Source organism: Streptomyces sp. NPDC099050, assembly GCF_044759865.1.
In the GTDB taxonomy this organism is placed as follows: domain Bacteria; phylum Actinomycetota; class Actinomycetes; order Streptomycetales; family Streptomycetaceae; genus Streptomyces.
This window is the reverse complement of sequence record NZ_JBIWAE010000001.1, coordinates 398,902-412,478: the sequence shown is the minus strand read 5'-3', so window position 1 is coordinate 412,478 and position 13,577 is coordinate 398,902. Positions and strand designations below refer to the sequence as shown.

The 13,577-nt window shown below is 70.4% G+C and carries 11 protein-coding genes; 8 read left to right on the top strand and 3 right to left on the bottom strand.

Annotation, left to right across the window (positions count from 1 at the left end):
• Positions 1-20 precede the first annotated feature (20 nt).
• From ACIQV3_RS01780 to ACIQV3_RS01770, 3 genes are all read left to right on the top strand, one after another.
• Positions 21-2,189: a tetratricopeptide repeat protein gene (locus tag ACIQV3_RS01780; protein ID WP_403708683.1), complete on the top strand. Its 2,169-nt coding sequence runs from the start codon at positions 21-23 to the stop codon at positions 2,187-2,189.
• 88 nt (positions 2,190-2,277) lie between these two features.
• On the top strand, positions 2,278-3,522 hold the full coding sequence (locus ACIQV3_RS01775; protein ID WP_403708681.1) for a lipase family protein: 1,245 nt from the start codon (positions 2,278-2,280) through the stop codon (positions 3,520-3,522).
• Between the two features lie 112 nt (positions 3,523-3,634).
• Positions 3,635-4,048 carry a rodlin gene (locus ACIQV3_RS01770; protein ID WP_403708679.1) on the top strand — a complete coding sequence of 138 codons (414 nt, stop codon included), beginning with the start codon at positions 3,635-3,637 and terminating at the stop codon, positions 4,046-4,048.
• A 189-nt stretch (positions 4,049-4,237) separates the two neighbouring features.
• Here the strand turns inward: ACIQV3_RS01770 and ligA are convergent, their stop codons facing one another.
• The gene (ligA, locus tag ACIQV3_RS01765) at positions 4,238-6,304 is read right to left on the bottom strand and encodes an NAD-dependent DNA ligase LigA (RefSeq protein WP_403708677.1); all 2,067 of its coding nucleotides are present in this window, start codon (positions 6,302-6,304) and stop codon (positions 4,238-4,240) included.
• Positions 6,305-6,414: 110 nt separating this feature from the next.
• Between ligA and ACIQV3_RS01760 the strand changes: the two genes are divergently transcribed.
• The 5 genes from ACIQV3_RS01760 (at position 6,415) to thpD (ending at position 10,409) form a co-directional block, all read left to right on the top strand.
• A complete protein-coding gene (locus ACIQV3_RS01760) occupies positions 6,415-6,867 on the top strand; it encodes an RICIN domain-containing protein (RefSeq protein ID WP_403708675.1) in 453 nt (150 codons plus the stop codon).
• Between the two features lie 197 nt (positions 6,868-7,064).
• Positions 7,065-7,643, top strand: coding sequence for a diaminobutyrate acetyltransferase (gene ectA / locus ACIQV3_RS01755; RefSeq protein WP_403708673.1), 579 nt, complete (start codon positions 7,065-7,067; stop codon positions 7,641-7,643).
• 84 nt (positions 7,644-7,727) lie between these two features.
• Positions 7,728-8,996: a diaminobutyrate--2-oxoglutarate transaminase gene (ectB, locus tag ACIQV3_RS01750; RefSeq protein ID WP_403708671.1), complete on the top strand. Its 1,269-nt coding sequence runs from the start codon at positions 7,728-7,730 to the stop codon at positions 8,994-8,996.
• A 40-nt stretch (positions 8,997-9,036) separates the two neighbouring features.
• Positions 9,037-9,441, top strand: coding sequence for an ectoine synthase (locus ACIQV3_RS01745; RefSeq protein ID WP_403708669.1), 405 nt, complete (start codon positions 9,037-9,039; stop codon positions 9,439-9,441).
• 65 nt (positions 9,442-9,506) lie between these two features.
• A complete protein-coding gene (gene thpD / locus ACIQV3_RS01740) occupies positions 9,507-10,409 on the top strand; it encodes an ectoine hydroxylase (protein ID WP_403708667.1) in 903 nt (300 codons plus the stop codon).
• 137 nt (positions 10,410-10,546) lie between these two features.
• Here thpD and ACIQV3_RS01735 read toward each other — a convergent pair whose 3' ends face one another.
• Positions 10,547-11,716 carry an agmatine/peptidylarginine deiminase gene (locus tag ACIQV3_RS01735; RefSeq protein WP_403708665.1) on the bottom strand — a complete coding sequence of 390 codons (1,170 nt, stop codon included), beginning with the start codon at positions 11,714-11,716 and terminating at the stop codon, positions 10,547-10,549.
• 74 nt (positions 11,717-11,790) lie between these two features.
• Positions 11,791-13,242 (bottom strand): purine-cytosine permease family protein, encoded by a 1,452-nt coding sequence (locus tag ACIQV3_RS01730; RefSeq protein ID WP_403708664.1) that lies wholly within the window; start codon positions 13,240-13,242, stop codon positions 11,791-11,793.
• Between the last annotated feature and the right edge of the window lie 335 nt (positions 13,243-13,577).

Sequence of the window (13,577 nt, the reverse complement as noted above, 5' to 3'; positions counted from 1 at the left end):
CGACCGCACCCGGTGCCGCCGTGTCCGTGACCGTCACCGCGACCGGCGGAGGCGTCGCCGCGCACACGCTGGTCGTCCACGAGGCTCCGGCGGCGCCCGCTCCCCCGCCCTTCACCCTGGAGCGGGCCTCCGAGCACTTCCTGGGGCGCCAGGACCACACGGACCGGCTGCGGCGGATCCTCACCGATCCGGACCGCGGCGCCCGGCTCGTCCTCATCTGCGCGGTCGACGGCATGGCCGGGATCGGGAAGTCGGCGCTCGCCTCGCACGCCGCCCACGCGGTCTCCGCCTCCTTCCCCGACGGGTGCCTCTGGATCGACCTGCACGGCTACACGGCCGGCGTCGAGGCGCTGACGCCCGGGGCCGCGCTGCGTTCGCTCCTCTTCCAGTGGGGCGTGGACTCCGAGCGGGTGCCCGAGGGCACGGACGATCGGATGGTCATGTGGCGGCGGGAGCTCGCCCACAAGCGCGTCCTCCTCGTACTCGACAACGCGCGGGACGCGGCGCAGGTCGGGCCGCTGCTCCCGGGTACGCCCGGGAGCGCGGTCCTGATCACCAGCCGGAGCCGGATCTCCTCGCTCGCGGACACCGAGCGGCTGCCGCTGGACGAGTTGTCGCACGAGGATGCCCTGGACCTCTTCAGGGCCGTCGCCGGAGCGGAGCTGGTCTCGACGCACCTGCCCGCGGTTGAGATGATCGCGCGGCAGTGCGGTTACCTGCCCCTCGCGATCCGGCTCATCGCCCCCGCGTTGCGGGACACGGCCTGGCCCGCCGAGCTGCTGACCGATCTGAGCAAGGAGTACACGCGGCTGATGGAGCTCGAGGACGACCGGCACCCCGGCATCGGTACCGCTCTGCGGGTCTCTGACGAAGCACTCACGGAGGCCCAGCGGCGGATGTTCCGGATGCTGGGCCTGATCCCGGGCCCGGACTTCGAACTGCACGCCGCGGCGGCCGTGTCCGGCACGAGCCCCTCCGAAGCGCGCCGGCTCCTCGATGCCCTGGCCGGCGCCAGCCTGCTGCTGGGCGGCGGCGGGCGGATGCACTTCCACGACCTCGTGCGCGAGTACGCCCGCCGGCTGGCCGGGGACGAGATCGCACCGCGGGAGCGTGCCGACGCGCTGAGCCGGCTGCTGTACGCGAGCCTGGCCACCGCGTACGCGTCGGGGCTGCTGCTGCCCGCCCACGAGATGCACGTCGGGGACCGGCCCGCCGGAGTGCCCGCGTCGACCTGGGAGCCGTCCACCGAGGAGCAGGCCCGGACCTGGCTGGAGGCCGAGCAGGCCAATCTGCTCCAGCTGGTCACCACCACGGGCGGCCGGGAGTCGGCGAGGCTCGGCTTCATCGTGGGCCACGGGCTCTTCGAACTCGGCGTCAGCGAATCGGCGCACACCTGCTACGCCCATGCCGCCGCGCAGTTCGCCGCGCTCGACCGCGACGAGGACCGCCAGGGCCGCGCCGAATCCGAAGCGGGGCTGGGTCTCTGCGCGATGCGGTCCGGCCGGTACGACGACGCGCGGCGCCACTACCTCGCCGCCGGGGAGCTCTCCGGGTCGATCGGGGACACGGTCGGCCGGGCGCACGCGCAGCGGCTGCTCGGCCACATGGAACTGCGCCTCGGCCACCACACCGAGGCCGAGGCCGCGTTCACGGCGGCCGACGCCACCTTCGCCAGGCTGGACCAGCCGGTGGGTCACGCCCAGACCCAGCGCGGGCTCGGTCACATCGCGAGGCACCGGGGGCGCCATGCCGAGGCCAAGGAGCACTACCGTGCGGCGGACCGGATCTTCCTGGCGACCGGCGACCGGATAGGGCACGCCCACACGCTGCGCGCGCTCGCCGGGATCGCCCTGCACGAGGGCGACCACGAGGCGGCCGAGCGGCTCTACGGCGAAGCCGACCGGATCTACCTGGACGCCCGGCTCGACGTCAGCCACGGGGCAGCGGTCTGGGGCATGGGCCGGGTCGCCCTGGCCGCCGGCCGCCACGAGGACGCCGCACGGCGCTTCACGGAGGCCCGCGACGTGTACCGCCAGGTGGGAGACCGCGCCTACGAGGCCACGGCGGAACGGGACCTGGGGGAGACGGCCCTGCGCTCCGGCGACCACGACGCGGCCGCCGCCCACTTCGGGCGGTCGCTGCGCATCCGACACCATCGTCGCCCTGGTCCTCGACGACACCCCGCCTGACGGGACCCCGGCCGGCGAGGGGCACGACACGCCACCCGCCTGACGGCACTCTCTGACCGCGCAGCCTCGTACGCGAAGGAGTTCCTCCTTGACGCACGGACCGAGCCACCACCTCTCCGGCAGGCTGCCCCGCTGGGCCCTCGCCGGCGTGATCGCCGCGGCACTGACGCTGTCGGGCTGCACCCGCGGCGGCGACCGGAGCCCGGAGGGACGCACGGTGTCCACGCCGGTGCCCGAGGGCGACGCGTTCTACGACCCGCCGCACCCGCTGCCCCCCGGCAAGCCCGGCACGGTGATCCGCCAACGCCCCTACGCGCCGCCGGAGGCGGCACTGACGACGCCCTCGCACACCGTCCTGGTGATGTACCTGAGCACCGGGACCGACGGCAAGCCGGTGGCCGCGAGCGGGCTGGTGACCGTTCCGGACGGCCCGGCGCCCGCCGGTGGGCGGCCCGTCGCCGCCGTGGACCACGGCACGATGGGCATCGGGTCGGCGTGCGCCCCCTCCCGCATTCCGGCCTTCGCCGGCCTCCAGGACTCCAGCCCGGTCGGCAAACTGCTCGCGCGCGGGTTCCTCGTCGTACAGCCCGACTACATCGGCTTGGGCGTGACCGGGGTCAGACACCCGTACCTCGACGGGGAGTCCGCCGCGCACGCCACCCTCGACATCGTCCGCGCCGCTCGCGCGATCGACCCCGGCTCGGGCCCGGCCACGCTCCTCTACGGCGGATCACAGGGCGGGCACGCCGCCCTGTGGAGCGCGCACCACGCCGCCGCCTACGCCCCCGACGTCGACCTCAAGGGCGTGGTCGCCAACGCGCCGGCGGTCGGATTCGAGTGGATGCCCGCCCTGTTCGCCCAGCAGGACGCGATGGCCACCACGTACACCGGGATCCTCCTGCTGCTCGTCAACGGGGCCGCGGCGGCCGACCCGGCGGTCCGCCCCGCCGAACTCCTCACCCCCGCCGGCCTCGCCGCCGCGGACCGTGTCTGGACTCTGCCCTGCATGGCGGCCGACCCCGAGCTTCCGCCGGCCTCGGACATCCTGCGGCCCGGCGCCGATCTGGGGCCGCTCAACACCGCTCTCAAGAGGAGCGCCACCGGCGAGGTCGCCATCACGGTTCCGGTGCTGTTGCCGCAGGGCGGGAACGACGTGCTGAGCAACCTCAACCAGACGCTCGCCCGGGAGCTGTGCGACAAGGGCGTGAACCTGGAGTTCGCGTACTACGCCGACCAGGGCCACACCATCGGCGACGGTCCCCTGGACGATGCCATCGCCTGGATGGACGCACGGCGCCTCGGCACTCCGATGGCGCCGAGCTGCCGGTTCTGAGCGAATCCGTCCGGCAAACGGGTGAGTTAGCGCCACGTGCGTCCCGCTCGGGCGTTGCCAGGGCGAACCACCCGACGGGTTCCCACCCGCTCCAGCGAAGGATTTCCAGCTCATGCTGAAGAAGATGATGGTCACCGCTGTCACCACTGCCGCCGCCATCGGCGCCGGCGCCGCCATGGCCGCTCCGGCCATGGCGATCGGCAACGACAACGGGATCAACACCGTCAACGGCAACGGTGCCGTGCAGGCCTACGGCAACCAGAAGACCCACGGCGAGAAGAGCCCGCAGCTTTCCGTGATCCAGGGCACGGCCAACAAGCCCTGCATCGGCCTGCCGGTCAAGGTCAACGCGCAGTCGCTCGTCGCCATCCTCGCGAACGTGGGCGTCCAGGACGTCAACGTCCTGTCCAACCCGCAGAACCAGCAGTGCACCGAGAACTCCACCCAGGCCAAGGGCGACGAGGCCCTCTCCCACATCCTGGACAACATCCCGGTCCTGTCGGGCAACGTCTCCGCCGGAAGCTGACGCCCGGGTGCTCCGCGGCCGCGGTCCCCGGCCGCGGAGCACCGGCCGCGGAACACCGGCTTCGATCAGTTGCCCGGTGCCATGTCGTGAGTGACCCACATCGTACGCGTGGCCACTTGGTCGTACTTGGACCGCGTCCTGGGGCCGTGACGGCGACCGGTCAGGGGCAGCCGTCGGCCAGGCCGTTGGTCAGCCGTCGGCCAGGCAGTCGGCGACGAGTTCCGCGAAGGCCTCCGGGGTGAGGACCGTGACGCCCAGCTCCGTGGCCCTGACGGCCTTGGAGCTCGGCTTCCCGCTCGCGGAAGGCGCGCAGACCAGGTAGGTGGTCCTGGAGTTGACGCTGCTGCCCGCGGTGCCGCCGGCCTTCTCGATCAGGGCGTTCATCTCCGAGCGGCCCGCGCCGGCCAGCGGGCCGCTCATCTTTCCGGTGACGACGACGGTCTTGCCGGCGAGCGGGCCCTCAGCCGTCGCCTCCGGCTGCCGCGGCTCCCGCATGTTCACCCCGGCGGCGATCAGCTTGTCGATGACCGCGGCCAGGGAGGCGACCTGTTCGACGATGACCGGAGCCTTCTCCCCGCCGATGCCGTCGACCTCCTGCATCTGTGCGGCGTCGGCCTGACGGATGGCATCCATGGTTCCGAAGTACGCGGCGATGCGCCGGGACATGCTGCGCCCGGTGCCGAGGACGCCCAGCGCGCAGAAGACGCGGCTGAGCGGCCTGGCCTTGGCGGCCGCGATCTGCTCGGCCAGCTTCGCCCCGCGCTTGGCGCTCCCGGCGGCGGCGGTGAGCTGGCCCTCGGTGAGGGTGAACAGGTCGGCGACGTCGGTGACGTCACCGGCCTCGATCAGGGCCCTGACGTACGTCCTGCCCAGGCCGTCGATGTCGAGCATGTCGCGGCCGGCGGCGTACTCGATCAGCGCGGGCAGCGCGCACGCGGTTCCCTTCGCGCAGCGCCAGCGCTCCTGGTCCTTGTTGATCTCTCCGCCGCACTGGGGGCAGGCCGTGGGCAGCGGCACCTCGCGCGCGCCGTCCGGACGCAGGCTCGCGACGGCGGCCTGGACGCGCGGGATGATGTCGCCCGCCTTGTACACCGTCACCGTGTCGCCGAGGTGGAGGTCGCGGCGGCGGATGTCCGCGGGGTTGTGGAGGGTGGCCCGCGTGACCGTGGTTCCGTCGAGGTCCACCGGGTCGAGGATCGCCGTGGGGGCGAGTACGCCGGTGCGGCCCACCTCCCAGACCACGTCCCTGAGCAGCGTCCGCCGCTCGACGGCCGGCAGCTTGAAGGCGATCGCCCAGTACGGGAACCTGCTCCCGTACCCGGCCGCGGCCTGCTCGGCCGCGTCGTTCGCCTTGATCACGACCCCGTCGATGCCGAACGGCAGTCCCGGGCGCAGCGCGGCGATCGCGTCGACCTTCTGCTGCGCCTCGGCGAGGGTGGCGACCACGTGGAGGCCGGCGGGCGTGTCGGCCGTGGTCCGTACTCCCGCCCGGGCCACGGCGGCGAGGGCCTCGGCGTGGCCGGCTCCGGAGGGCGCGAGGGCGACGCCGTCGAGCTCGACCGCTCCGTAGGCCCAGAACGTCATCGCCAGCCGGTAGGGCCGGTCCTTCGCCCGCAGGGTGCCCGCGGTGCCGTTGCGCGGGTTCGCGAAGACCTGCGCGCCGTGCGCGGTGCGGACCTCGTTGGCGGTCTCGAACTGCTCCTGGGTGAAGAGGACTTCGCCGCGCACCTCGAAGGTGGCGGGTACGGGCAGGTGCTCGGGCAGGCCCTCTATGGTGCCGATGACGTGGCTGACGTCCTCGCCGTGCGTGCCGTCGCCGCGGGTGATGACCTGTTCGAGGCGCCCGTCGCGGTAGCGTGCGGCGATGGCCGCGCCGTCCATCTTCGGCTCGACGGTGAACCCGCCCGCGGGCTCGTGGCCCAGGCGGCGCTGGAGCGAAGCTCCCCAGGCGACCAGGCCGTCCGGATCGAAGACGTTGTCGAGGCTCAGCAGCCGCGTGGTGTGCGCGATGTCGCCGACGGGAGCGGCCCCGTCCCCGACCAGGCCGGTCGGGGAATCCCGGGCGACCTCGTCCGGGTGCTCCGCCTCCCAGGCGAGCACCGACAGCCGCAGCCCGTCGTACGCGGCGTCGTCGAGCAGCCCGCTCTCGCCCCCGTAGTACGCCCGGGAGGCCTCGCGCAGCCGCTGGAGCGCGGCGGTGTAGTCGAGGTGGGTGGACAGGCCGAACGACGCCTCAGCGGCGGAAAAAATCGTCATGGAAGGATCTTCTCCCGGGGCACTGACAACGGGGCCGCGGTGATCCCTGTGACGATCCTTGACACCTGTTGATTAATTCGGCTTCTATTCAAATTAATTGACGCCCTGTTGTGAGCCGGTGGATCTTCACCCTCAACGGCGACGGCCCCTACCGCATCTCCAACGCCGCCACCCGTCAACTCCTCGGCGTGGACTCGAAGGCGAACGCGGGACGCGCCTGGGCGGCCAAGCCCACCGCGACCAAGGCACCAAGGAGCGGGCCTTCCGTCGGACAGCAGTGGTTCGTCATCCCGAACTTCACGGCCGACGGCCGGCCCACCGGCACCCATCGGCTCGTGAACCGCTACAGCGGACTCGTGCTCGGCCTCTCCGACGCATCCGGCCGCCTCGCCCGAGACCACTCCCACCCGCGCGTGGACCGACACCACCGGCAGCCCGGTCGGCGGCGCCCGGACCTCCGCGGAACAGACCCTCACCCTGTCCGCGGCGGCCTTTTAACCCCGCAGCCGCGAACGAAACCCCGGTCCGCCGAGGAAGACGTCACATTCAAGGGGCATATATGAGACACGGCAAAGAAGTTATCCGCTCGTTATAAACCTGAGGGTGGGGTGGGAATGTCGGCATTTAAGGCGTAAAGCCAGGCGCTTGATCGATAGCTTCGTCACCCCGGGGAGGCGTTTCCATATATCACGGGCAACATCCTCCCCGTAACCCCTGAGGGCCGTGCAATCCAATCAAACCCTCGGTAGCTTCGGCCCGCATGACTGCTCATGCAGAACTGGCCCATTACCGGAAGACACCGCCGACCACCCCGACTACATCGTCCACCCCGTCCACGCCGTCCACGCCGACGACGCGCATCGACCGCCCCCGCCCGGGTGACGGCCGGCTGCTGTGGCGCCTCGCCCGCGACTCCGGGACGCTGGACCTCAACTCGGCCTACAGCTATCTCCTCTGGTGCCGTGACTTCGCCGGCACCTCCGCGGTGGCCCGCGACGCGTCCGGGCGTGCCGTCGGATTCGTCAGCGGATACCTGCGGCCCGACAGCCCCGGCACCCTGCTCGTCTGGCAGATCGCAGTCGACGAATCTGTCCGGGGTCTGGGGATCGCCCGGGCCCTGCTCGACGGACTCTCCGCCCGCGTGGCGGCGGAGCACGGACTGAGTTCCCTCGAAACCACCATCTCTCCCGGAAACCTCGCGTCGGAGCGACTGTTCGCCTCGTACGCCGCGCGGCACGGCGCCACGCTCACGCGCGAAGTGCTGTTCGCCCCGGAGGAGTTCCCGGACCGCGGATACGCCCCGGAGGTCCTGCACCGCATCGGGCCGCTCTCCTTCTGAGCGCGCAGCCCGAACACGCCGGGGGCCGGGCCCCCGTAGGCACCCTTTTACAACGAACACCCCTACTTTCATTGGAGAGTTCCCTTGACCATGACCGAGCCGGTCCTGTCCGTCTTCGAGACCCTGGAGTCCGAGGTGCGCAGCTACTGCCGCGCCTGGCCCGTCGTCTTCGAGCGCGCCACGGGAAGCCGGCTGTACGACGAACACGGCTCCGCCTACCTGGACTTCTTCGCGGGCGCCGGGTCCCTGAACTACGGGCACAACAACCCCGTTCTGAAGCGGGCCCTGCTCGACTACCTGGAGCGGGACGGGATCACGCACGGGCTCGACATGTCGACGACGGCCAAGCGGTCCTTCCTCGAGGCCTTCCGGTCCCACGTCCTCGAACCCCGCGCGCTGAACTACAAGGTGATGTTCCCGGGCCCCACCGGGACCAATGCCGTCGAAGCGGCGCTCAAGCTGGCACGGAAGGCCAAGGGCCGCGAGTCGGTCGTCTCCTTCACCAACGCCTTCCACGGCATGTCGCTCGGCTCCCTCGCCGTCACGGGCAACGCCTTCAAACGGGCCGGCGCCGGCGTCCCCCTGGTGCACGGCACCCCGATGCCCTTCGACAATTACCTCGGGGGCAGGGTCCCCGACTTCCTCTGGTTCGAGCGCCTGCTGGAGGACCAGGGATCCGGCCTCAACCACCCGGCGGCGGTCATCGTCGAGACGATCCAGGGCGAAGGCGGGATCAACGTGGCGCGCGCGGAGTGGCTCCGCGCCCTCGCGGACCTGTGCCGGCGCCGCGACATGCTGCTGATCGTCGACGACATCCAGATGGGCTGCGGCCGGACCGGCGAGTTCTTCTCCTTCGAGGAGGCGGGCATCACGCCCGACATCGTGACGCTGTCGAAGTCCATCAGCGGGTACGGACTCCCCATGTCCCTGTGCCTGTTCAAGCCCGAACTCGACCTGTGGGAGCCGGGCGAGCACAACGGCACCTTCCGCGGCAACAATCCGGCCTTCGTCACCGCGACGGCGGCGCTGGAGACCTACTGGGCCGACGGCGTCCTGCGCGAGCGGACCCTCGCCCAGGGCAAGCACATTGAGGGCGCGCTGCGCGAACTGTGTGCCGAACACGCCCGGCTGGGGGCCGCGTACCGCGGCCGCGGACTGGTCTGGGGAATCGAGTTCGCCCACAAGGAGCGCGCGGCGGCGGTGTGCCGGAAGGCTTTCGAGCACGGTCTCCTCGTGGAGACCTCGGGCCCCGAGGGCGAGGTCGTCAAGCTCCTGCCGCCGCTCACCGTCACCGCGGACGAACTCGACGAGGGCCTCGACATCCTCGCCCGCTCCGTCCGCGAAACCGCCTGACCACCGGCACCGCGCCACACACCACGAAGGGCACACCACCATGATCGTCCGCTCGTTCCGGGACCTCGAGGGAACCGACCGCCACGTCAGGGCGGCATCCGGCACCTGGGAGAGCAAGCGCATCGTCCTGGCCAAGGAACGCGTCGGCTTCTCCCTGCACGAGACCGTCCTGTACGCCGGCACCGAGACGTCCATGTGGTACGCGAACCACGTGGAGGCCGTGGTCTGCACGGAGGGAGAGGCCGAACTCACGGACGAGGAGACGGGCCTGACCCACACGATCACTCCGGGAACCATGTACCTCCTGGACGGCCACGAGCGGCACACCCTGCGCGTGAGGCGGGAGTTCCGCTGCCTGTGCGTCTTCAACCCGCCGGTCACCGGCCGGGAGGACCACGACGAGAACGGCGTGTACCCGCTGCTCACCGAGCCCGGCCGGGGCTGAGTCGGGCGAACGCACGCGGAACAGAGCCGAACAGAGCAGAACAGAGTGGAGAGGCAGGCACCACCATGACCTACGCATCCACACGCACGGCGAAGGACCTGTATCCGACCCGGGGCTCCGAAGAGGTGCTCACCGGCCGCGCGGACCCCGTCGTCTGGTCCGAGCCCGGCACGCCGGGCCCCATCTGGGCCCACGAGCTGGAGAGCTTCGAGCGCGACGGCTTCCTGTCCGTGGACGAACTGATCACGCCCGAGGAGACGGACGTCTACCGGGCCGAGATGGACCGGCTGCTCCGTGACCCCTCGACGCTGGCCGACGACCGGTCCATCGTGGAGCCGAAGTCCCGGGAAGTGCGCTCCGTGTTCGAGGTCCACCGGATCAGCGAGGTGTTCGCGGCCCTCGCCTCGGATCCGCGCGTCGTGGGGCGCGCGCGGCAGATCCTGGGCTCCGAGGTGTACGTGCACCAGTCCCGGATCAACGTCAAGCCCGGTTTCGGTGCCAGCGGCTTCTACTGGCACTCCGACTTCGAGACCTGGCACGCCGAGGACGGCCTGCCGCACATGCGCACCGTGTCGGTGTCCATCGCGCTGACGCCGAACTACACCAGCAACGGCGGCCTGATGATCATGCCCGGCTCCCACCGGAGTTTCCTGGGCTGTGCCGGTGCGACGCCGAAGGACAACTACAAGAAGTCCCTCCAGATGCAGGACGCGGGCACCCCTTCGGATGAGGCGCTGACCAAGTTCGCCTCGGCCTGCGGCATCAAGGTCTTCACCGGCAAGGCGGGCTCGGCCACCTGGTTCGACTGCAACGCGATGCACGGCTCGGGTGACAACATCACGCCCTACCCGCGCAGCAACGTGTTCCTCGTCTTCAACAGCGTCGAGAACCGCCCCGTGAAGCCCTTCGCCGCCCCGGTGCGCCGCCCCGGGTACATCGCCGCGCAGGACTTCACTCCGGTGCGCTGACGGACCCCTCCGCTGCGCGGCCGGGCCGGCGGCCGGGTGTGCGGTGCCCCGTTCCGAGCGGGGGCCGCTGAACGCCGCCCCCGCTCGGAACGGGGACGGCCGGCCCGGGTCTCAGGCGTGAGACCCGGGCCTGTTGCCTAGCGGTTGGGCTCCTGCATCGTGACGCAGTGCGCGCCACCGCCGCCGTTGCCGTAGAGGTTGTCCAGGTTGAGCTGGACGACGGGCCTGCCGTAGGCCGCCGCGATGGCCGTCTTGGCCGCCGCGTCCTTCGCGGTGTCGCCGAACTGCGTGGTGATGATCGCCTGGTTGGTCACCGTCCAGTTCATGTAGGAGCTGAGGAACGCCGCCTGCTTGCCCCGCGAGATCCGCGGCAGGGTGTCCGGGCCCTCGATGGTGAGGACTTGGAGTCGGCGCCCCCTGGCGTCGGTCGCGTTCGCCAGCACGTTGCGGATGGCGCTGGCGTTGGCGGTCCAGACGGCCGGCCGCACCGCACCGGCCAACTGCACCATCACCACACCGGGCTTGATGTAGCGGGCGGTGCCGTCGATGTGGCCGTCGGTGACGTCCTCTCCGGTGACGCCGGGCAGCCAGATCATCTTCGTGGCGCCGAATCGGGTGAGCAGTTCCGCCTCGATCTGGCTTCGCGTCTTGCCGGGGTTCCGGTTGGAGTTCACCCAGCAGCTCTCCGTCGCCATCAGCGTGCCGTCGCCGTCGTACTCCACACCGCCGCCCTCGCCGACCACGGAAGTCCTGGCGAACGGGGTCCCGTTGTAGGCGGCGAGGTTCTGCTCGAGCACGCGGTCCTTGTTGTAGGCGGACGCGGGGATGCCGTAGAAGCTCGTGGCGTTCTCGCCCCAGGCGTTGAAGTTCAGGCCGATGGCGTCCAGGCCGCCGGCACCGTCCACGCGGAACAGCGGGCCGGTGTCCCGCATCCAGCAGTCCGAGACGGGAACCGAGCTGATCACCGTGACGGTGGACCCGCACATGCTCCTGGCCGTCGACGCGGCCGACGAGCCGTCCGCACACATGATGACCGGCTCGTACTTGGCGATCTCCTTGGCGAGCTTGGCGATGTCGGTCTGGATCTTGGACAGCACACTGCCCCAGATCGTGGAGCTGGACGGCCAGGCCATCCAGGTCCGCTTGTGCGACGCCTCTTCCCCGGGTACGCGCCAGGACGCCGCCATGGCGGGCTGGATGCCGCCGAGGACCGGACCCACCGCCAGCGCGGCCGCGGCCGCTCCGGTGCGGGCGAGGAGGCTTCGGCGGCTCATGGCCGGCTTCTGGCCGTCGTTCTCTGTCTTCACGTGGTGCTCCCTTTCGTGGCAGTTCTGTGCGTGCGGGCACGGTGTTGCCCAGTGGATTTGGTCAGTGGAGTTGGTCAGTGGAGTTCGTCGAGCAGGCCCTCCTCCCGGACCATCCGGCGTTCGGTGTCCAGGTCGAGGCTTCGGGCGAAGAACCAGTAGAGGGCGCCGGACACCGGCAGGCCGACGAAGATCGAGTAGTCGACGCCACCGAGGGATTCCGCGACGGGGCCGACGTAGAGGCCGGTGATGACCATGAACGGCGCCATGAAGGCCAGGCCGATCACGTACGCGAGGTTCCCCCGCCATCCCCATCGGCCGTAGATGCCGTGCGGGTTGAAGATCTCCTTGACGACGTACTGGCCGCGCCGGACGAAGAAGAAGTCGACCAGGTTGACGGCCGTCCAGGGAATGAACAGGTACGTCAGCACCACGACCACGTTGGCGAAGAACCAGTTGAACTGATCGATTCCGACGAGGATGGAGACCGTCCCGACGGCCACCATCATGATCCCGATCGTCGCGATCCTGATGATCCGCGTCGGCTTGACCGGCCGGAAGGAGTCCACGATCGAGATCATGGTGAGACTGCCGCCGTACTGGTTGATCGCCATGATGGACAGCAGGCCGACCAGCAGCACGACGACGGCGATCGTGCCGAACCCGCTGAACAGCCGGTCCGCCGCAAGCTTCAGGGCGGTCACCGGGTCGGTGCCCTCGGGGGCACCGGCCGAGACGACGGCGCCGAGGACGAACACCCAGATGCCGGAGACCGCACTGGGGAGGTAGGTCCACCAGAAGGTGCTGCGCACGGGGACGTCGGGCCGGAGGTAGCGCGAGTAGTCCGAGACGTACGGCGCCCAGCCCAGCTGGAAGCCCGCGACGAAAACGAAGACGAGCATGAACGGGGCGAGTTCGAACGGACCGGCGTCCCAGACACCCTCCGGCAGCCCTCCGCCGAACAGGGCGGCCCCGGTGATCGCCGCGGTGATCACGACGAAGGGCCAGGTGAGCCACTTGTTCAGCCGGTGGATCCATTCGTATCCGAACAGGGCGATGACGGCCGCCACCACGGCGGCCAGTGCGTAGCCGATGCCGTTCGGTATGCCGGTGAGCGTGTTCAGCGCCTGCCCGGACAGCAGGGCGTCGGACGTATTGAAGGCCACGTAGTTGACCAGGGCGAAGACCCACACAGTGAAAGCGGCGCCCAGATATCCGAACTGGGGCCGCGACTGCACCAGTTGGGGCAGGCCCAGTTGAGGCCCCTGGGCCGAGTGGAATGCCATGAAGAACGTTCCGAAGAGCGAACCAAGAACCGTGGCGACCACCGTCCAGAGGAGCGAGGCCCCCATGGAGAGCGTCACGACGCCGGTCGCCAGACCCGTGAGGTTGAGGCTGCCGACGAACCAGATGGCCCCGACGCTCGAAGGTTTGCCGTGCCGTTCCTCGAGGGGCACCCAGTCGATCGAGTGCACCTCGATGCCCGCAGGAGGTGTCGAGTCCGATACCTCTGAGGCGATTGTTCCCATTTGATCTCCCATATGCGGGCATGCCCACGGCCGTTGAGCCGCCTCGCCCCTCCAGAGCCGATCAGGCTGCGCTCACCGTAGGGACTGACTGAAATTCCAGTCAATGGGCAAGTCGCATGTTCCTTACAAACAAGGCGACACTGGTGGCGGCGGACGCGACTGACGATGCCTATGTCTTGATCTCGATCACCGGGCCTGCGATGTAGGGCCTCAGATGGCTTGGGGCCTCACACCACCCCTACTGACGGAATTTTCAGCAGGGGGAGTCTCGGGACCAGGGCGCGGGGCCGGCCCGTCCGGGTCGCGCGGGAGGGGCGGGGGCGCCGGGGGTGGGA